This is a genomic window from Paucisalibacillus globulus DSM 18846, from assembly GCF_000482485.1.
Taxonomy (GTDB): Bacteria; Bacillota; Bacilli; order Bacillales; family Amphibacillaceae; genus Ornithinibacillus; species Ornithinibacillus globulus.
This window is the reverse complement of the sequence record NZ_AXVK01000015.1, coordinates 139,830-160,895: the sequence shown is the minus strand read 5'-3', so window position 1 is coordinate 160,895 and position 21,066 is coordinate 139,830. Positions and strand designations below refer to the sequence as shown.

Annotated in this window: 20 protein-coding genes and 2 other annotated features; of the genes, 17 read left to right on the top strand and 3 right to left on the bottom strand. The window is 34.7% G+C overall.

The window, feature by feature from the left end; translation table 11 throughout:
* The first annotated feature begins 2 nt into the window (after positions 1 to 2).
* The 6 genes from hemC (at position 3) to K332_RS0104310 (ending at position 6,323) form a co-directional block, all read left to right on the top strand.
* A complete protein-coding gene (gene hemC / locus K332_RS0104335) occupies positions 3 to 932 on the top strand; it encodes a hydroxymethylbilane synthase (RefSeq protein WP_026906347.1) in 930 nt (309 codons plus the stop codon).
* Complete coding sequence (locus K332_RS0104330) at positions 932 to 1,708, top strand: uroporphyrinogen-III synthase (protein ID WP_026906346.1); 777 nt, start codon at positions 932 to 934, stop codon at positions 1,706 to 1,708. The genes hemC and K332_RS0104330 overlap by 1 nt, the downstream gene beginning before the upstream one ends.
* Positions 1,699 to 2,685, top strand: coding sequence for a porphobilinogen synthase (gene hemB, locus K332_RS0104325; protein ID WP_026906345.1), 987 nt, complete (start codon positions 1,699 to 1,701; stop codon positions 2,683 to 2,685). Before K332_RS0104330 ends, hemB begins: the two co-directional genes overlap by 10 nt.
* A gap of 13 nt (positions 2,686 to 2,698) precedes the next feature.
* On the top strand, positions 2,699 to 3,985 hold the full coding sequence (gene hemL, locus K332_RS0104320) for a glutamate-1-semialdehyde 2,1-aminomutase (protein WP_026906344.1): 1,287 nt from the start codon (positions 2,699 to 2,701) through the stop codon (positions 3,983 to 3,985).
* Between the two features lie 245 nt (positions 3,986 to 4,230).
* Positions 4,231 to 5,229: a stage VI sporulation protein D gene (spoVID, locus tag K332_RS0104315; protein ID WP_026906343.1), complete on the top strand. Its 999-nt coding sequence runs from the start codon at positions 4,231 to 4,233 to the stop codon at positions 5,227 to 5,229.
* A gap of 74 nt (positions 5,230 to 5,303) precedes the next feature.
* A complete protein-coding gene (locus K332_RS0104310; RefSeq protein ID WP_026906342.1) occupies positions 5,304 to 6,323 on the top strand; it encodes a protein kinase family protein in 1,020 nt (339 codons plus the stop codon).
* On the opposite strand, the gene K332_RS0104305 is transcribed toward K332_RS0104310, so the two are convergent.
* Positions 6,320 to 6,508 carry a hypothetical protein gene (locus K332_RS0104305; RefSeq protein WP_026906341.1) on the bottom strand — a complete coding sequence of 63 codons (189 nt, stop codon included), beginning with the start codon at positions 6,506 to 6,508 and terminating at the stop codon, positions 6,320 to 6,322. The genes K332_RS0104310 and K332_RS0104305 overlap by 4 nt on opposite strands.
* A 246-nt stretch (positions 6,509 to 6,754) precedes the next feature.
* Positions 6,755 to 6,986: a binding site (T-box leader), on the top strand.
* Between the two features lie 131 nt (positions 6,987 to 7,117).
* Here K332_RS0104305 and K332_RS0104300 point away from each other — a divergent pair.
* Positions 7,118 to 9,760, top strand: a complete 2,643-nt coding sequence (locus K332_RS0104300; RefSeq protein WP_026906340.1) for a valine--tRNA ligase — start codon at positions 7,118 to 7,120, stop codon at positions 9,758 to 9,760.
* 22 nt (positions 9,761 to 9,782) lie between these two features.
* Here K332_RS0104300 and K332_RS0104295 read toward each other — a convergent pair whose 3' ends face one another.
* Positions 9,783 to 10,646 (bottom strand): ATP-grasp domain-containing protein, encoded by an 864-nt coding sequence (locus tag K332_RS0104295; protein ID WP_026906339.1) that lies wholly within the window; start codon positions 10,644 to 10,646, stop codon positions 9,783 to 9,785.
* Between the two features lie 3 nt (positions 10,647 to 10,649).
* Positions 10,650 to 11,537 carry an ATP-grasp domain-containing protein gene (locus tag K332_RS0104290; RefSeq protein WP_026906338.1) on the bottom strand — a complete coding sequence of 296 codons (888 nt, stop codon included), beginning with the start codon at positions 11,535 to 11,537 and terminating at the stop codon, positions 10,650 to 10,652.
* 65 nt (positions 11,538 to 11,602) lie between these two features.
* On the opposite strand from K332_RS0104290, the gene K332_RS0104285 reads away from it, so the two are divergent.
* From K332_RS0104285 to K332_RS0104240, 10 genes are all read left to right on the top strand, one after another.
* Positions 11,603 to 12,880 (top strand): bifunctional folylpolyglutamate synthase/dihydrofolate synthase, encoded by a 1,278-nt coding sequence (locus tag K332_RS0104285; RefSeq protein WP_026906337.1) that lies wholly within the window; start codon positions 11,603 to 11,605, stop codon positions 12,878 to 12,880.
* A 115-nt stretch (positions 12,881 to 12,995) separates the two neighbouring features.
* Positions 12,996 to 13,934 (top strand): SPOR domain-containing protein, encoded by a 939-nt coding sequence (locus K332_RS0104280; RefSeq protein WP_026906336.1) that lies wholly within the window; start codon positions 12,996 to 12,998, stop codon positions 13,932 to 13,934.
* A gap of 269 nt (positions 13,935 to 14,203) precedes the next feature.
* On the top strand, positions 14,204 to 14,875 hold the full coding sequence (gene radC / locus K332_RS0104275) for a RadC family protein (RefSeq protein ID WP_036688118.1): 672 nt from the start codon (positions 14,204 to 14,206) through the stop codon (positions 14,873 to 14,875).
* A gap of 222 nt (positions 14,876 to 15,097) precedes the next feature.
* Positions 15,098 to 16,141: a rod shape-determining protein gene (locus K332_RS0104270; RefSeq protein ID WP_026906334.1), complete on the top strand. Its 1,044-nt coding sequence runs from the start codon at positions 15,098 to 15,100 to the stop codon at positions 16,139 to 16,141.
* Between the two features lie 12 nt (positions 16,142 to 16,153).
* Complete coding sequence (mreC, locus tag K332_RS0104265) at positions 16,154 to 17,011, top strand: rod shape-determining protein MreC (RefSeq protein WP_026906333.1); 858 nt, start codon at positions 16,154 to 16,156, stop codon at positions 17,009 to 17,011.
* Positions 17,008 to 17,532: a rod shape-determining protein MreD gene (gene mreD, locus K332_RS0104260; RefSeq protein WP_026906332.1), complete on the top strand. Its 525-nt coding sequence runs from the start codon at positions 17,008 to 17,010 to the stop codon at positions 17,530 to 17,532. Before mreC ends, mreD begins: the two co-directional genes overlap by 4 nt.
* 64 nt (positions 17,533 to 17,596) lie before the next feature.
* Positions 17,597 to 18,289 (top strand): septum site-determining protein MinC, encoded by a 693-nt coding sequence (minC, locus tag K332_RS0104255; protein ID WP_026906331.1) that lies wholly within the window; start codon positions 17,597 to 17,599, stop codon positions 18,287 to 18,289.
* Entirely contained in the window at positions 18,282 to 19,079 is a 798-nt protein-coding gene (minD, locus tag K332_RS0104250) for a septum site-determining protein MinD (RefSeq protein WP_026906330.1), read from the top strand. The genes minC and minD overlap by 8 nt, the downstream gene beginning before the upstream one ends.
* A 214-nt stretch (positions 19,080 to 19,293) precedes the next feature.
* The gene (locus K332_RS0104245) at positions 19,294 to 20,067 is read left to right on the top strand and encodes a M23 family metallopeptidase (protein WP_026906329.1); all 774 of its coding nucleotides are present in this window, start codon (positions 19,294 to 19,296) and stop codon (positions 20,065 to 20,067) included.
* On the top strand, positions 20,054 to 20,917 hold the full coding sequence (locus K332_RS0104240; protein WP_026906328.1) for a M50 family metallopeptidase: 864 nt from the start codon (positions 20,054 to 20,056) through the stop codon (positions 20,915 to 20,917). Before K332_RS0104245 ends, K332_RS0104240 begins: the two co-directional genes overlap by 14 nt.
* 63 nt (positions 20,918 to 20,980) lie before the next feature.
* Positions 20,981 to 21,053 (top strand) — a sequence feature (ribosomal protein L21 leader region).
* Positions 21,054 to 21,066 lie beyond the last annotated feature (13 nt).

The following is a 21,066-nucleotide window of genomic DNA, read 5'->3' as shown; positions in this document are numbered from 1 at the left end:
AAATGCGGAAAATTATTGTTGGTTCCAGACAAAGTAATCTAGCGTTAACACAGACAAATTGGGTGATTAATGAATTAAAAAAAGCTGGGATACAAAACGAATTTGAAGTTAAAAAGATAATGACAAAAGGAGACCGTATCCTTGATGTTACATTGTCTAAAGTTGGTGGTAAAGGCTTATTTGTTAAAGAAATTGAAAAAGCATTATATGATAAGGAAATCGATTTCGCTGTTCATAGTATGAAAGATATGCCTGCAGTACTCCCAGAAGGGTTAGTTATTTCCTCTATACCAGGTCGTGAAGACCACCGTGATGCATTAATTTCGAACAATCATGTTTTGTTAAAGGATCTACCGAATGGTGCCATTGTTGGAACAAGTAGCCTACGTCGTGCAGCGCAAATTCTAGCTAACAGACCTGATATCGAAATAAAATGGATTCGGGGTAATATTGAGACTAGAATTCGTAAATTGCAGGAAGAGAATTACGATGCGATTATTCTAGCGGTTTCTGGCTTAAAACGTGTTGGATTAAGTGAAGAATTGATTACAGAATACTTAGATCCAGAGATATGTGTACCTGCTGTTGGACAAGGGGCATTAGCGATCGAATGTCGTGAAGATGATGAAGAGGTTCGAGCAATTTTAGCTAAAATTAATGATGATTACACAGCAAGAACGATTGCGGCAGAAAGAACTTATTTAAATCTTCTAGAAGGTGGATGTCAAATTCCAATTGGTGGTTTTGCTCACTTAGAGAATGAGGAAGTAGTATTAAATGTACTTGTAGGGACACCTGATGGAAAAACTATCTTAAAAGAGGTTGTTCGTGGAACGGATCCTGTACAAGTAGGAAAAGAAGCCGCTGAAAAACTTCTAAGCAAAGGTGCTAAGGAAATCATTGAACAAGTAAAAGAGGAGCTAAATAAGTAATGGAATTTCCATTATTCGGGAAGAATGTTTTGGTAACTCGGGAAGCGAGCCAAGCAAAGCTATTTACGGAGCAACTTCTTAAAAATGGGGCTGAGGTAGTTGAAGTCCCGTTATTAAAAATAGCTTGTAAGTGTTCCAAGGAAAATATCAAAGAACTTCGTCATTTAGACAAATTTAATTGGGTATTCTTTACAAGTGTAAATGGCGTAGATTGTTTTTTTGATATGCTAGAAAAAAATAGTATGCACATACCGAATGTAAAAATTGCTGTGGTAGGTCATAAAACGGAGGAAGCCTTAAATAGGTATGGTTACCAAGCCGAAATAGTTCCTTCCAGATATGATGGCGAAACGTTAGTTAAAGAATTTCTTGAAAAATATGAAGACATTGGTCAAGTGCTGTTAGTTCAAGGAAGTCGTTCACGTGATGTTATTGAAAAAGGGTTAAGTGAAGCGGGGATTATTTATCAAACATTAGTCGTCTACGAAACAATTTATAATATGGATGCAAGAGAACAGTTACAAAAAGTACTGGAGACGACAATGTTTGATTTTATTACCTTTACAAGTCCCTCAACAGTAGAAGCTTTCGCTAAGCTTTCTAATATTGAAATTCCAAATGATACAATTGTCGTTTGTATTGGAACAACAACCGAGGTACGTGCTAATCAACTAGGATTAACTAACGTGATTTCATCTAAATTATTTACAATAGAGGGCATGATTCGTGTTATGTGTGATATTACCAATAGAGAGGACCAGAAAACATGGAATTAAATACAAATTTTAAACGTCATCGTCGCCTACGTTCATCACATGCGATGAGACAGATGGTTAGGGAAAATCATTTAAGAGTAGAAGACTTTATTTATCCGATGTTTGTTGTAGAAGGAACGAATATAAAAAAAGAAGTACCATCTATGCCAGGAGTATTTCAAGTATCCATGGACCTATTGTTGGATGAGGTTAATGAAGTGGATGATTTAGGTATCAAGTCGATTATTTTATTTGGAGTTCCAAGTGACAAAGATGAAGTTGGAAGTGGAGCTTTTCATAATCATGGTATCGTACAGGAGGCAACTAGATTAGTTAAGAGTAAGTATCCTGAACTATTAATTGTTGCTGATACTTGTCTATGTGAATACACTTCTCATGGACATTGCGGGGTAATTAACAATCAAGATGTAGATAATGATGAATCATTAAAACTACTTGCAAAAACTGCTGTTTCCCAAGCAGAAGCTGGTGCTGATATTATTGCACCTTCTAATATGATGGATGGGTTTGTACGAGTAATTAGAGAAGCTTTGGACGAAGCTGGATATACAAATATTCCTATCATGTCATATGCTGTAAAATATGCTTCTGCATTCTACGGCCCATTCCGTGATGCTGCAGAAAGCACACCACAATTTGGAGACCGCAAAACATACCAAATGGATCCTGCTAACCGTTTAGAAGCATTAAGAGAAGCAGAATCCGACGTAGAAGAAGGAGCAGACTTCCTTATTGTAAAACCAGCATTGTCTTACTTAGATATTGTTCGTGATGTACGTAATCATTTTAATTTGCCAATTGTAGCTTATAATGTTAGTGGAGAATACTCCATGGTTAAAGCTGCAGCTCAAAATGGCTGGATCAATGAAAAAGAATTAGTTTTAGAAAAATTAACATCTATGAAGCGTGCAGGTGCAGATCTAATTATTTCATATTTTGCTAAAGATGTTGCAAAATGGCTAAAAGAAGCTAAATAGTGAGGTGGATAAATTGAAGCAATTTAATCAATCAATCGATGCATACAAGGAAGCGGTAGATTTAATGCCTGGTGGTGTTAATTCTCCAGTTAGAGCGTTTAAGTCTGTTGGAATGGACCCTATTTTCATGGAAAGTGGAAAAGGATCAAAAATAAGAGATATTGATGGAAATGAATATATTGATTATGTTTTAAGTTGGGGACCACTTATTTTAGGACATGCTGATGATAATGTTGTCGGAAAGTTACACGAAGTAATCGAAAATGGAACAAGCTTTGGCGCCCCTACTTTATTAGAAAATAAATTAGCTAAATTAGTTATTGAAAGAGTACCTTCTATTGAAGTTGTTCGAATGGTTAATTCTGGTACAGAGGCTACTATGAGTGCTTTAAGACTAGCGAGAGGGTTTACTGGTAAAGATTTAATCCTAAAGTTTGAAGGAAGCTATCATGGCCATGGGGATTCCCTCTTAATTAAGGCTGGTTCTGGTGTGGCGACACTTGGATTACCGGATAGTCCTGGAGTTCCCAAATCTATTGCTCAAAATACGATTACTGTTGCCTATAATGACCAAGAAGGAGTCCGTACTGCTTTTGAGAAGTATGGCGATAATATCGCAGCAGTAATTGCTGAGCCAGTTTGTGGGAATATGGGTGTTGTTCCACCTGTAAATGATTTCTTACCATTCTTAAGAAAGATAACAGAAGATTATGGCTCACTATTAATATTTGATGAAGTTATGACTGGGTTCCGAGTGGATTATAATTGTGCTCAAGGATATTATGACGTTACTCCAGATTTAACTTGTCTCGGTAAAGTTATAGGTGGGGGATTACCAGTAGGAGCGTATGGTGGAAAACGTGAAATTATGCAGCAAGTTGCTCCGGCAGGACCTATCTATCAAGCTGGAACCTTGTCTGGTAACCCATTAGCAATGACTGCTGGGTATGAGACATTACATGCGCTCACAAAAGATTCTTATGAAGAAATGAATAAGAGAGTGGATCAATTAGTGGAAGGCTATAAGAAAGCTGCAGAAGATTATAATATTCCACTTCAAATTAATCGTGCTGGATCAATGGTTGGAATCTTTTTCGCTGAAGAGCCAGTTACTACCTTTGCTACAGCGTCAAAATCAAATCTAGAACATTTTAATCACTATTACCGAACAATGATTGAAGAAGGTGTTTTCTTGCCACCATCTCAATTCGAAGGACTATTCCTTTCAACCACACACACAGAAGAAGATATTGAAAAAACTATTCAAGCAGCAAGAAAAGCATTTTCAACACTGAAATAAATTAATGATATAGAAAAAAGGCTGATTTTGAGATTTTTACTCAGGAATGGCCTTTTTTTATTATATAAAATAAGAAAAATGGTATTTTTATCGTGTATTTTCACCGTGGAGACTATAAGAGAGATTTAAAGAAAGTATTTTACAGAAGATATTTCCCTTACTTAGCATATCCTATAGCCTTGGCTCATATAGATAATTAATAGCTAAGCGCATATCGCATGCATGTTTTGAAGGGAGGAACTAACTTGTTAAGCGAAAATTCAGTATTTCGTTTTGAGCTAAATGAATCGCTTTATTTTGAAAAAGGCCAAGAAGTCGCTGAAATTATGGGGATTTCCCTAGAACCTGAAATTTCTATACAAGAGTTTTCCGATTATGTTTCTATTAGAGGAGTAGTAGAATTACAAGGTTCTTATCAAAAAAACGAAGAAGTAAGTAATGGAGATGATGAATCGTACTTAGAAGGGTATGATTCCAAGCGTTATATGGAGAGAGTGACAGATACTCAATTTGGTGGAGCTGAATTTATGCATCGATTCCCAGTGGAAATAACAGTCCCGTCCTATCGTGTGGAAAATTTAGATGATGTCACCGTGGTAATATCTGAATTTGATTATGAATTACCAGAGTCAGATCATCTCTATTTACGGTCCACAATTGAAATTCATGGCATTAATAGCCAAGTAGAGGAATTGGCAGAGGAAGAAGTAGAAAGTATTGAAAACGAAGAAGAAAGTTTGATGGATAGAAATACTGAGGATTCATTTGAATTTGAAGTTAAGCAAGAAGACGAATCTTCCAGTTACATAGAAGATTCTCCGGAACGACTTCCGACATTAGAATCTCCTGGCGAAGATCCGGAAAGTGATCGTTGGAAATTTATGCAAAAAACCCAGACTTTTGATGAATTCTTTCAAAAAGATACAGAGCCTGAGGTTGTAGATGTTATTGTGGACGATGTTGTGGATGAATCATCTTCCTTCTTAGGTGATGATTCACGTAGTTCGGATGAGAGCTATGAATCTAGAGCAGAAAAGGCAGATTTAACGTATCTTGCGGATATATTCCGCAACGCTGAAGAGGAATTTACCAAGCTTAAACTTTGCATTGTTCAAGAAAAAGATACATTAGAAACAATAGCTGCTAAATATGAAACCTCATCATTACACATTCGAAATCAAAACCGTTTAGAAGATGATGATTTAATAGAGGGGCAATTACTTTATATTCCAGTAAATAATTAAATGAATTATAATGATACCCCTTGTCAAATTGTCAAGGGGTATATTAATGGAGATGCTATAGGTGGTGGAGAATTTTGGAGAACATCAGGAGAGTACTAGAATCCTATCATGTTTATCCGGTAGATATTAATAAAGTTACGGAACGCCTTTTTTATATAAAAGGTAATAATCAGAGCTATGCTTTAAAAAAAGCATCCATACACGATGAGAAACTTCCTTTATGGCTTGAAGTATATAGAACTGCCCAAACACAAAACCTCCAAAATATATTACCTGTCTATCTTAATCCATCAGGTAATCTATATTCAATGGATGGGAATGATATCTATTATTTAACTCCTTGGATTGAATCAACTAATCGAACTCAGTCCATCGATAAAATCTATCAAAACATAGGATATATCCATGCAAAAACAAGAAAGGTTCAGTCTATTTCAAAAGAAATGCAGGATAGTTCACGTGAAAGTTTTCTCATTTATAAAAATAATATGTTGGAATTAAGAAAAAATCTCTTAAAATATGTTGAACACTTTGAAGCGCAGCATTTCATGTCACCAGTAGAATTGTTAGTTTGTACACAATATCGTGATCTAGTTCAAGTGTTTTATATATTGGAAAGAAGATTAAATCAATACCTGGATGCACTTGAAGAATTAACAGAGTGGAAAGTTAGTCTTTGCCACGGGAAACTAAAAGATTCCCATGTATTGCATGGGAACCAGTTTTATTTTACGAATTGGGAAAATGCTAGTTACGAACATCCAATATTGGATTTGACGACAATCATTCAAGATAAAACCTTATATCATGATACGGATAAACGATTATTGTTGGATAAATTAAAAGTATATACAGATGAAAATAAATTAGAAAGTCATGAATTAACATTACTAACAATATATTTACTTAATCCATCCAATTATCTTAGTACAATTGAGAGCTATGTTGAGGCTAGGTTAGAAAAGAGTACAATTGATTACGTAATTAAATTACAACGTTATCATCGTCAGCTAGTTTTTGGTGTAGCTTTTTCAGAATTTATAGAAGAAGAGTTTGAAATGGTACCATTAGATGAAAGTATAAGTGAAAGCTAAATCCACTTTAGATAAAATGCAATAAAAATGGTAGCTAATAATAACGTAAGTAAAACATCAAATGTAGTTGGTAAAAATATAGTGCGAATTAATTGGAATATGAGTAATGGTAGTGTAACTTGTTCGGCAATAAATAAGCATTTTCTTGCCCAAGGAGGTATACGGTAACGATAATATCTTGACATACAACTATCACCTCAATCTATTTTTGATTCACCAAAAAGAACTTTATTAATATAAATGAAGTAAACACTTAGTTGTCTAGTTTCAGGTGTCAGCGACTTGCGAGACTACTCTCACCTCCGTACGTCGCTAAGCAGGCACCTTACTTTTCTATAATATATGTATAAACCAAGCTTATTCGTGCAATAATCCATTTTATAGTTGATTTTCCCATTGATATTAGCTAAAATAAGAAAATAATACTATAGGTGAAGCAAGTGAGAGGGAAGAGTACAGAATAGTTGCTTTTAAGAGAAGAAAACATTTGGTGAGAGTTTTCTAGGTAAACTTTTTGGAAGGTCGCCCTTGATGCAGCAGCTCTGAAATTTTTAGTAGGAGTGTGCCGGTTAATAACCGATATCAAGCAATGAGTGTACAGGTATAGATTTAAACTGTAAACAAAGGTGGTACCACGGAAATAATACCCTTTTCGTCCTTTTCTTAGGATGAAAAGGGTTTTTTATTTTAGTAGGTAGGAAAGTATAAAAACTTTCCGCAGACATAAGAAAAATTACCACATTCGTTTAAGGACGAACGAAAGTGAGTTTTTCAAATAAAGGAGGCAAACATTTATGGAGGAAAACAAAACCGCATTAACCCCCAAGTATAATCATAAGGCAGTAGAAGAATCTCGTTACAAGTTTTGGTTGGATGGAAAATACTTTGAAGCAAAGGATGACCCAGAAAAGGAACCATTTTCTATCGTCATTCCTCCTCCAAACGTTACAGGACGTTTACACTTAGGCCATGCCTGGGATACAACGATGCAAGACACTATTTCCCGTATGAAAAGAATGCAGGGGTATGATGTTTTATGGCTACCAGGAATGGACCATGCAGGAATTGCAACCCAAGCAAAGGTAGAAGCACGATTAAAAGAAGAAGGAACAAACCGATATGAACTTGGTCGAGAAAAATTTCTTGCAAAAGCATGGGATTGGAAGGAAGAATATGCTTCATTTATTCGTTCTCAATGGGAGAAACTCGGTCTTGGTTTAGATTATTCTAGAGAACGATTCACACTTGATGAAGGTCTTTCAGAAGCAGTAAAAGAAGTATTTGTTACATTATATGAAAAAGGGCTAATCTATCGTGGTAAATACATCATTAACTGGGACCCACAAACCAAAACCGCTTTATCAGATATTGAAGTAATCTATAAAGAGGTTAAAGGTAATTTCTATCATATGATGTATCCAATCAAGGATAGTGATGAAACAATTGAAATTGCAACTACACGTCCCGAAACCATGTTAGGGGATACTGCAGTTGCGGTTCACCCTAAAGATGATCGCTATCAACATTTAATAGGAAAGACGGTTGTACTTCCAATTGTTGGGCGTGAAATTCAAATTGTTGCCGATGATTACGTAGATCGAGAGTTTGGCTCTGGTGCAGTTAAGATTACACCAGCACACGATCCTAACGACTTTGAAATCGGTAATCGTCACAACTTAGAACGAGTACTTGTGATGAATGAAGATGGAACAATGAATGAGAATGCCGGTAAATATGAAGGCATGGATCGTTTTGAGTGCCGTAAGCAAATAGTAAAAGACCTTCAGGATATGGGAGTACTATTTAAAATTGAGGAACATATCCATCAAGTAGGTCACTCCGAGCGTAGCGGCGCAGTTGTTGAACCATACCTTTCTACACAATGGTTTGTAAAAATGCAACCATTAGCAGATGCTGCATTAGAAATGCAAAATACGGAAGAAAAAATAAACTTTGTTCCTAATCGGTTTGAACAAACCTATTTCAATTGGATGGAAAATATTCGTGATTGGTGTATAAGCCGTCAGTTATGGTGGGGACATCGTATTCCGGCTTGGTACCATAAGGAAACTGGTGAAATCTATGTAGGTAAAAATGAACCAACTGATATAGAAAATTGGGTTCAAGATGAAGATGTATTAGATACATGGTTTTCAAGTGCTCTATGGCCATTTTCTACAATGGGCTGGCCAAATGAAGAAGCAGAGGACTTGAAACGATATTTTCCAACAGATGTGTTAATTACTGGTTATGATATCATCTTTTTCTGGGTTGCACGCATGGTATTCCAATCTAAAGAATTTACTGGTAAACGACCATTTAAAGATGTATTACTACACGGCTTAATTCGTGATGAACAAGGTCGTAAGTTTAGTAAATCATTAGGAAATGGTGTGGATCCAATGGATGTTATCGAGAAGTATGGTGCAGACTCCTTACGTTACTTCTTGCTAACCGGTACATCACCTGGTCAGGATATGCGTTTCTTCTGGGAAAAGGTTGAATCTACTTGGAACTTTGCCAATAAAATTTGGAATGCATCCCGTTTCTCATTAATGAACTTAGAAGGTTTTGCTTATGAGGATATTGACTTGTCAGGCGATCTAACGCTTGCAGATAAGTGGATTCTTACACGATTAAATGAAACTATAGAACAAGTAACTCGTAACAACGATAAGTATGAATTTGGTGAAGCGGGCCGTCATTTACACAACTTTATCTGGGATGAACTATGTGACTGGTATATCGAAATGGCGAAGCTTCCACTATATGGTGACGATGAACAAGCGAAGAAAACAACGCAATCCGTTTTGGCTTATGTTTTAGACCGTACAATGCGTCTATTACATCCATTCATGCCATTTATTACTGAAGAGATTTGGCAAAAGTTACCGCATGAAGGTGATTCAATTACCATTGCTGATTGGCCTGAGGTAAGAGAAGATTTCCATGATGAGAAAGCTTCGGCCGAAATGAAACGTCTAGTATCCATTATCAAATCAGTTCGTAATATCCGTGCAGAAGTCGATACACCAATGTCTAAGCAAATTAGTCTTTTAATTCAAGCGAAAGACGTTGCTATTGTTACGGAACTAGAAACAAATCGGGGTTATTTAGAACGTTTCTGTAATCCAAGTGAATTAGTGATTGCTACAAAAATAGATGTTCCAGAAAAAGCAATGACTTCCGTTGTAACAGGTGCAGAAATCTTCTTACCTCTTGAAGGATTAATTGATTTTGATAAAGAAATAGCTCGTCTGGAAAAGGAACTTGAAAAGTGGAACAAAGAGGTTGAACGTGTTCAGAAAAAGTTACAAAATCGAGGCTTTGTTTCTAAAGCGCCAGAAGCAGTTATTAAAGAAGAAAAGAATAAGGAAAAAGATTATTTAGAAAAACAAGCAGCAGTTACTGCACGTCTTGCTGAATTAAAAGGGTAATAAATAAACCAGGATTCGGGTCTTAGGAATCCTGGTTTATTATTGTTTTTATATAGGAAACATATTTTTCAACAAGATTAACATCACTAACTGCACTTAAGGTTCTTGAACCAGCAACATCCTCAATCTCATTAAACCTTAATTTATTATCGAATCCTATCAGAAAATCTATACCGACCATTCCAAAATCAAAATGATTGATAATCCTTTGAATGAGGGTTACTTCTGCTGTATTTAGTTCATACAATCTAGCAGAACCACCAAGTGTAAAATTAGCTCGAAAGTCGGTATTACTCTCTCTTAATACGGCACCTATAATTTCCTTACCAACTACAAATACTCTTAAATCCTTTCCTAATTTAACATTTGTGGATTGTGCAACATAATCAACCGTCCGTGCACTAGTTAGAAAGTTGCTCCATTCATCTACATTATTTATAAAATAAACTTGTTTACCACCACGACCCATGGCTTCTTTTATAACAAAAGGATATTGCATTGGGGCTACTTTGTTCAAATTTGTACCTTTTATAAAAAAAGTATTCATCATTGGAATTCCTAGTTGTGCGACTGTAAAATAAGTTTTCGCTTTATGATTACAAATCTCTGAAGTACGGAACGAATTAAATACTTTTATTCCTAGTTGTTCTAGCTGTAAATTTAGTAAAGGTTCAACAGTTCGGACAACTGCAAAATTAGGTAATTCTGTTTTCTTATTTTTATAAAGTAGCGTAAGATTATTCTCTAATACTCCAATTGTAATGTCTTCTCTAAGAACCAATTGTAGAATTAACTCCTGCTTCTTGGCTTCTTCTATAAACCAATCAATATATGCTTTATTTTCTATTGAATCCAGTTTACTATATATAAGCCAACCATTAATCATAGATCAATCCCTCAATTTGTTTAAAATATATTCTACCATTGCATCAGCTGCATTAATTCCTGTACAATCATACAAATTACGAATATGTGCATTGGAATTAACTTCACAAATAATAAATTCACCATCTTCTCCAAATAATAAATCAACGCCACAGAAATCAGCTCCTATAGCTTTTGATGCGGCAATAGCCGTTTCAATTGCTTTAGTAGGGGCTTTATATGCTTTCATTCGACCACCAGCAGTAATATTAGCTCTAAAATCATTGGAGGAGGTGCGTTTCATAGCTGCGATTACTTTATCACCGACAACTTGTAATCTAATATCTTTTCCAGAACTGGATTTAATAAATTCCTGAAACATAAAGGGCTTTCCGTAAAGCTCTTGTACTTTTTCATTCAATTCTTCACGGGTATGGACTAAGTAAACCTGTTCTCCAAATGAACCAAAGGCTTCCTTAATAATCATAGGTAAACGAATACTTTCAATAATTTTATCTAAATTGGGTAGAAGCTTTTCCTCCCGATTGTAGTACACTTTAGGTGCTACAATTGTTTTAGGGATAGGAAGGTTATGTTTTGCAAGGATTTGATAGGTTGCTATTTTATCATCACTAGTTTCGATTACATAAGAACTATTAAAAACAGGAATTCCTAACAGCTCAAGTTGTTTAGCTAAATAAATATCCTTATCTGTGAATATCACATAATCAGGTAGTGTTTTATCAGTTATTATTCCAAGATTATTAGAATCAAACGATGATAGTAAATCATTATTTTTCACTATTGTTGTTTGAGAATTTTGCTTAGCTGCTGATTCATGGAGCATCTCTGCAAAATCTAAAAATTTATTGCCTGGTAAATTGCCGTTATAGATTATCCAACCTGTTTTCAATTTACGATTTTCCTTTCTTCATATGCTATACTTTATTTCTAATTGATAAAAAGATGGTGATGTATATGTTTAGAAGTATTGAACAAGTAGAAACTTTTTTTTTAGAAAGAAGAACTTTAGGTATTAAACCTGGCCTTGACCGTATGTATATATTATTAGAATCTCAATTGAATCCTCAAAAAAAATTTAAAACCATCCATATAGCTGGGACAAATGGTAAAGGGTCAACTTTAACCTTTATTAAGGCTGCTTTATTAGCAAATAATTATAAAGTAGGTGTGTTCACTTCTCCGAGTTTGACTGGTTTTACAGGGCATATGCTAATTAATGATTTGCCAATAAGTGAAGAGCATTTTTTACTCTACTTTAATCAATTGTTGCCTACAATCGATGAACTTGATGTAGATAAAATGCATCCGACCGAATTCGAGATTATTACGGCAATTGCTTTTATGTATTTTGCCGAGAAAGTTGATATTGCCCTTATCGAAACTGGCATGGGCGGTCGGGAGGATACGACAAATTGTATCCAACCTATTTTATCTATTATAACAAATATCGCCATGGACCATGCTAATTTTTTAGGGGATACACTTGAAAAAATTGCCTATCAGAAGGCAGGAATAATAAAACCAAATATCCCTACGGTTGTTGGTGCTGTTGAACCTACTTGTCTACCTGTGATTTATAAGGAAGCTGCAGCTAAAAGCTCTCCTATCTATCAGTTAAACAAAGATTTCTTTTATGAGGAAAATACAAGTGTTATAGATAGACAAATCTTTAATTGGAATTACAAAGAGTTGGTATATCCGATTGAAATCGGAATGAGAGGATTACATCAAGTTGAAAACGCATCAACAGCCCTGATGGCATTAAAAATAATCAATGACCATAGTTTTTCATTAAATTGGGAGAACGTATTTACAGCGTTAAGCTTGGTACAACTTGCTGGAAGATTTGAGAAGGTCCACGAAAAACCAGAGATTATACTAGATGGTGCTCATAATCCAAATGGAATGGAAGCATTTCTAGATACGGTTCAGAGTTTATATGAAAATAAAAAGAAGCATCTGATTTTTGCTGGTTTTCGTGATAAAGAACTAGTTAAAATGTTAAAAATGGCTTTACCATATTTTAATACGGTTTCTGTAACTTCATTTGAAAATCCTAGAGCGGAAAAAGCAGAGAACCTGATGGAGTGCTTACCTTCTAATATGGTTAGACTTGGTAATTGGAAGCAGATAATCAAGGAAATTAAGCATCAGGATGACATCTATTTCTTTGCAGGTTCTCTCGCGTTTATTGGTTTAGTACGAGCTTTTATAAAAAACAAAAAGTTGTAGAGTTATTGCAATTTATGTTGAAATAAAAAGTGTTAAGCATGACAATATTCTCCTTACTTTTTAGTTTTATTATGCTAGAGTGGATTAAACTAATCTAGCAAAGTGGGGGACCCGTATGTCTGCAAAAAAGCCAATCGTTGTCAGGATTGATGGAAAACAGGCTAAGAAAAAAGCAAGTAAAGAAATAAGTCGCAATATAGATAAAATCGGGAAGGTAAATAGAGAACAGGCAGCTACAGTGGAAGAGTCTAGTGAAAACAAAATCCAAACTTTTGCTAGAGAGTATGATACACCCCTATCTCTTTCCAAATCTATTCCGAAGAATCGAAATTATTTTAATATGTTTAAACCAATTATTATTGCTATCATTTCTGCAATAACAATCGGTTCTATAATGGGCTTTGTGATGTTGAAAATAATTGTGAATTTTGATAATGATTTAAATGCGACTCCAGCATATTTAGTACCAGGACAAAATGAGGAAAATGATAATAAGGAAAAGGGTAGTGCTGGGGAGTCGACCAGTAATGGTTCTTTATTTCAAATCAGTGCAATGTCTGCATTTGTTTTACAAGGTGGGGTTTTTTCATCTGTAGCTAATGCGGAAGCTGAGTCGGCAAAATTTATTGAACAAGGCTATTCACCTGTTATTTGGGAGAAGGATAGTCAATACTTTCTACTAATTAGTTCAGGGATTTCAAAGGAAGATTTACAAGAGGATACAGATGCTCTAATGGATCATGGAATAGATGCATATGCAAAGGAATGGACAGTTGGTGAGAAAGAAATAAAACTAACAGAAAAAGAATATAACTGGTTTAGTTCTTTTCAAGATAACTGGAATATGGCTTTGGGGAAAGATAACATCGAGATTGAAACATGGAAAGGACTAGTGGGAGAGGCTCCTAAGGGTTCAGAAGCCTTTAATAGTTTCGTTGCGAATATAACTGAACAAATAAATAGTGTAAATGATAAAAATTCAGGGCAAGTTTTATTATCCATGTGGGAGTTATATGATTCTTTTTTAACGACAGAACAAATGAATCTTGAATAAAATATAAAATTCAGTTTTGGTTTATTAGCAGTATTGAAAGATTGTATTTTCAATACTGCATTTTTGTGTTTTCAAATGGATTTTCAATTATAAAAGTAATTTTTACTAATTTGTAAGGTAACTTTATCTAGGATATCCTATTTTTAGCAGTTAGAAGAGTGTACTTACTTACTGCCAATCTAGGAAAGACTAACACTTCTCTTAAGGACGAGTGAATGTGAGTGTTTCTAAAAGAAAGGAGGTTTATTCTATTGAAATCGACATCTATTATGATTAAAGACGTTCCAAAAGAGGATCGCCCAAGGGAGCGACTCCTTCATCTAGGTGCTAATCATTTATCCAATCAAGAATTATTAGCCATATTATTAGGAAGTGGAACTAGAGAGGAATCTGTTATGGCCTTAGCAAATCGATTGTTAATGCATTTTGAAGGGTTAAAGCTGTTAAAGGATGCAACAATTGAAGAATTAACAGCAATAAAGGGTATTGGTAGTGCAAAGGGAGTGCTAATTCTTTCTGCTTTAGAACTTGGCAAGAGACTAAGCCAATATAAGCCGAATGAACGATATGTCATTCGTTCCCCGGAGGATGGAGCTGATTATGTCATGGAGGAATTGCGAAATCTTAACCAGGAACATTTTGTCGTTCTTTTTCTTAATACTAAGAACCAGATTATCCATCGTCAAACCATCTTTATAGGTAGTCTAAATGCTTCTATTGTTCATCCTCGCGAAGTTTACCGTGAAGCTGTAAAACGCTCAGCAGCTTCTATAATTGTCGCGCATAACCACCCCTCCGGTGATCCCACTCCGTCCCAAGAAGACATTCATGTTACTAAAAGATTAGCAGAATCAGGAAAAATGATTGGGATTGAGTTACTTGATCATCTTATCATTGGTGATCGTAAATTTGTATCACTGAAGGAAAAAGGCTACTTATAGCACTATCAATTTTTATCTTTTTTTCGTATAATTATATAGATGGATACAATGCGCCATTTTCATTCTCTCTGAAAGTGGCGCTTATTAATTGAAACGAAGGTAATAATATTACATAACCGTTGTGGAAAATAGAGATATTAAGATTATATTGTAGGGAGCATCACATAAACTAAAATAAAGAGTCAAGCTCTATATAAAGAATTACTGGAGAGGGAGATATTATTGGGGATTTTTGGCTTTTCTCAAGATTTAGGTATTGATTTGGGTACAGCTAATACACTAGTATTTGTTAAAGGGAAAGGTGTAATTTTAAGAGAACCTACTGTGGTTGCCAAAAATGTAGAAACCGGAGAAATTGAAGCAGTAGGTAGTTCGGCAAAAAATATGATAGGTAGAAATCCTGGAACAATTTCTGTAATTAGACCAATGAAGGATGGGGTTATAGCTGATTATGATACTACCGCAACGATGATGCAGTATTATATAAAGCGAGCAATGAGAAGCCGTTCTTTTTTTGCAAAAAAACCTAATGTAATGATTTGTGTTCCATCGGGAATTACAATGGTTGAAGAGAGAGCAGTGATTGATGCATCTAAACAAGCTGGTGCTAAAGAGGCTTTCCCGATAGCAGAACCATTCGCAGCTGCAATCGGTGCCGGTCTTCCAGTATGGGAACCTACAGGAAGTATGATTGTTGATATCGGTGGTGGAACCACTGAAGTAGCGGTTATTTCTTTAGGTGGAATTGTTACAGCAAGGTCAATTCGTAATGCTGGTGATAACATGGATTTATCCATCATTAATCACATTCGTAAAACCTACAATCTAATGATCGGTGAGAGAACCTCGGAACAGATTAAATTTGAAATAGGTTCTGCAGGAGATAAAAATTTAGATAATAGTGAAATGGAAATTCGTGGTAGAGATTTGCTGACAGGATTACCAAAAACCATTACGATAAGTGGTAAGGAAGTTTCACTTGCATTACAGGACACAGTTAATGCTATAGTAGAAGCTGTAAAAACTACATTGGAAAAAACCCCACCGGAACTAGCTGCCGACATAATGGATCGAGGCATTGTGTTATCAGGGGGAGGGGCTTTATTGAAGAATTTAGATCGTGTATTAAGTGACGAGACAAAGATGCCAGTCTTTGTAACAGATGATCCGCTAGATAGTGTAGTTGTTGGAACAGGAAAATCTCTGGAATATATCCAACACTTTAAATCACAACCAAATGTATCAATTCGTCCCAGAGTAGAATAAGTAGGTGTTTTTATGTTGCGTAAAAAAAGATTATTTACAATACTGATTGGAATTATAATTTTAGTTGTTTTTATTGGATATTCATTAGGGAATCGGTCTAATTTAACTACAGGAGAACAATTTGTTAGTGACATAATTGGCATGGTCCAAAATGTAATTTCAACACCTGTAAAATATGTAACGAATATTTTTGATAATATTGATGATATTCGTAATACATATGATGAAAATCAACTGTTGAGAGAAAAACTAGCACAATATAAAGGTTTAATTTATGAAGTTCAAGAGATAAAAGAAGAAAACACGGAGCTTAGAGAAATAATAGACAAAGCAGATTCTATCCGTTCTTATAATCCAATCCATGCAACAGTTACTGCTAGATCACCTGAACGTTGGATTGAACAGGTTACAATTAATAAGGGTTCAATTGCTGGTGTTAAGGAGAATATGGCAGTAATTACAGCAGCAGGAATGGTTGGGAAAATTCAAAGTGTTTCCCAGTTAACTTCTACGGTACAGTTATTATCAGGATTTGATGAGTTTAATCGTATTTCGGCTACGATTTCTCGAAAAGAAGGAAATGATATTTTCGGTTTGATTGAGGAATATGATAAAAAGACAAATTCGCTATTGTTTAAAATTATTGAGGAATCCGACAAAGATTTGGAAGAAGGGGAACTCGTTGTTTCTTCAGGCATGGGTGGTGTATTTCCCGCTGGATTACCTATTGGTACCGTTAAAGAAGTTATTCCTGACGATTATGGGTTAACAAAAACTGCTTTAGTAGAACCAGCAGCTAATATGTATGAAATTAATAATGTTATCGTTGTAGATCGAGTATTAACAGGAGAAGAGGAGGAGGAGGAATGAGACATATATTCCTACCCCTTATTCTGCTGCTTTTAGTTGCACTAGAAGGAGTTGCGCTTGATATTTTGCCGAGTAGCCTAATTGATGGAGACATGATGATAACTCCACATTGGGTTCTAATGTTTTTAGTATTAATTGCAATCTTTTATGACCGAAATAACTCGTATCATTCTATTATTTACGCGGCGATATTTGGTTTGTTAATTGATATATCTTATACGGGTATATTAGGTGTTTACATGTTTACGTATACAGTGGTAATTTATATTATTCGTGAACTTAGAAATATATTGCATAGTAATATTTATTCCACGCTATTGTTTGGTATAATAAGTATAATGATTGCTGAATTAATTATTAATCTTATTTATTATGTTGTAGGCATAATAGATTTGATATGGATGGATTATTTGATGGAACGTTTATTACCATCTATTTTAGCTAATTTTATTTTCTTATTAATTTTATATCCATTATTTGCAAAACGACTTGAGAAATGGAAAAATAGTAAAGCAAAATAGAGCATATAAATCATAATATTTAACCCTACACGCTAAATTTGAAACAGGTATCAGAGGTGAGAACATGCAGGATACGAAGACAAAACAATATGTGACAATTAAAGGTACACGAGATGGGCTTACACTCTTCATTGATGATCGATGTTCCTTTGAGGATGTGTGTAGGGAGCTACAAGAGAAATTATCTATCAATTTACCTCAAAAAGATGAACAAGAAGTATCCGTTACCATTAAGCTAGGTAATCGGTATCTATATGAAGATCAAATGGAAGAATTGGAAAAGATTATTACAAATGAAAGTCAGTTTATCATACAAAGCCTTGAATCTAATGTCATATTAAGAAGTGATGCTCTAGCGATGTTAGAGGATACAGAAATAAAAATAGAAAATCGAATTGTTCGTTCAGGACAGGTTCTAGAGGTTAAAGGTGATTTATTACTTATAGGTGATGTCAATCCAGGTGGAAAAGTGATTTCTACTGGTAATATATATATCATGGGAAGCTTGCATGGAATTGCCCATGCAGGAGTTAAAGGTGATAAAAACGCAATTATAACCGCTTCTTATATGAATCCGAGTCAACTTCGAATAGCTGATTATATTAGTCGTGCTCCGGATTATGAATCAGATGGTGTATACATGGAATGTGGTCTCGTCGATGTAGAAAAAGATAAAATAATAATTGATAGATTACAAGTTTTAGCCCATAAACGTAAAAGTATAAGGGCATTCGAAAGGAGAATTACCAATGGGTGAGGCAATTGTTATAACATCTGGTAAAGGTGGAGTTGGAAAAACAACTACTACTGCAAATATCGGTACTGCTCTAGCGTTAATGGATAAAAAAGTTTGTTTAATTGATACGGATATTGGACTTAGAAATCTAGATGTAATTATGGGTCTAGAAAACCGAATTATTTATGACATTGTTGATGTCATTAATGGACGTTGTAAATTAAAACAAGCCCTTATTAAAGATAAACGATTTGATTACTTATCACTGCTACCGGCTGCGCAAACAAGTGATAAATCAGCTGTTACTACTGAAGGAATGCTTGAAATTATTAAAGAATTAAAGACAGAATATGACTATATAATCATTGACTGCCCGGCGGGTATTGAACAAGGATTTCAAAATGCCGTTGCTGGAGCAGATAGAGCGATAGTTGTAACAACACCAGAGAAATCTAGTGTTCGAGATGCTGATCGAATCATTGGTTTACTAGAAAAAAAGGAAATTGAACCTCCGACTCTAGTAATTAACCGCATTCGAAAGCACATGATGAAAAATGGAGACATGCTTGATATTGATGAAATTGTACAAGTTTTATCTATCGATCTAATCGGTATAGTCCTAGACGACGATGAAGTAATTAAAGCATCTAACTACGGTGAACCTGTAGCATTCCAACCAAATTCAAAAGCATCCATCGCATATCGTAATATCGCAAGAAGAATACTTGGCGAATCCGTACCTTTACAATCATTAGAAGATGAAACAGGTATGTTTAAAAAGGTTAAAAAGTTCTTTGGAATTAGAAGTTAATTAAATTCGTCTAACAGAATGAACAAGGAAGATAGTTTATTTCCTTCGTTCATTTTTTTTTTGCCTATGGTTAAGAGAAGTTAATTTAAAATTATTAAACTGATTGGCTTGAAGCGTTTAGTTGTGAGAAATTAATATCCATAAAATTGACCATTCATATCTTGTCCAAATCCTTCATACAATTGTATAAACAATGAATGAGGGAATGAAGAGAATGAAGAAAGATATCAAGGATGTTCGAAAATCAATTAACGATCGAAAAAAAATACGAGGTTTACCAACAAAAATTAACCGAAATAAAGTTAGTACAATCATGCCAACATTACCACAAGAAGAAGAAAAGCATGGATTCTATCCCAACTTTATTGACCCTTCAGCCACTAACCAATCAAGAAGCAACACAATTACTGGAATAATACTTAAAGGTATATTTTCTGTTATGTTATTTTTCTCCTTTGCTATCATTTGGCAAAACGATGCAGCCATTTTTGAAAAACCAAAACAATGGACAAATAGCGTATTAACAGAGGAATTTCCATTTGCTAGCGTATACCAGTGGTATAAGGACTCATTTGGAACACCTTTAGCGTTTTCACCAAGTGATGAATCAAAGGAAGTAGAAGATGTAGCACTCGCGTTACCAGTATCAGGAAGTGTCATTGAGACCTTTCAATCCAATGGTAAAGGAATTATGATTGCACCAGGAGAAACAACTTCTGTATCAGCCCTAAGAGAAGGTGTAGTAATTTTTTCTGGTAAAAAATCAGACACGAATAAAACGATTGTTGTTCAACATGCAGATAAGTCTACTACTACCTATGGTTTTTTAAGTGCAGTTGATGTGCATTTATATCAAATTATTGATGCAAACCAACGAATCGGTGAATTTACCCCAACCGAAGAAAATAAAATGGTCTATTTTGCTATTGAAAAAGATAATAAATTTGTCGACCCAGTACAGGTGGTTGAAGTTGATGACAATCCATAAGATTATTCCACCAATACATATTCATCCAATACTATTTGTGTTTATTATTATTTCATTCTTAACAGGTACATTTGTTGAAATGTTTGTTATCTTGACCATTGTATTATTTCATGAACTTGGTCATTATGTAGCAGCAGCATATTTTAAATGGAGAATTAATAAAGTGATGTTATGGATTTTTGGCGGTGTAATGGATACAGATGAGCATGGAAATAGGCCGGTTAAGGAAGAATTTATTGTAACTATAGCAGGTCCTTTTCAGCATGTGATTATTTATTTTCTTATGATTTTTGCTTCATTTTTTTCTCTATTGCCATCATCTATTATTGAGACTGTTAACATATACAATACGACAATTCTTATCTTTAATCTTTTGCCTATATGGCCACTTGATGGTGGTAAACTTTTGTTCTTTTTATTATCCAAAAGATTTTCATTCCAAAAAGCTTACCATATGATCATTATCTCATCGATGTATTTATGTCTTGTTATCCTTGGGGTGCAATTATTATTTTTTTCATTTACATTAAGTTCATTTTTAATTATAGTTTTTCTATTATTAGAAAATCATTCAGAATGGAAAAAAAGACATTTCGTATTTATTCGTTTTCTCTTAAATCGTTATAAAGGAAATAATTGGATTAAAACGGTAAAACCGATCATAGTGCCTTCGCACTCTTCACTAATGGAGGTCTTCTCACAGTTTAGAAGAGATATGAAGCATTCAATTTACATTCAAATGCCTAATAATACACGTCTTGCTATAGATGAATCGGATTGTTTGAAAACGTACTTTTTTGATAAAGGCTACTATAAAACAGTTGGTGAAGTTGTAACTATACCAACATAATCGAATTAACCTTGACAAAAGTATAGATTACGTGATAACATTTGTATGTTATTCATCGTAGCACCCGTGCTACAACCGCACAGAACAGGTATTAAAACTTACATAAGTTACCTGTATGGCGAGTCTGAGTTTAATAAGGAGGTGCAGTT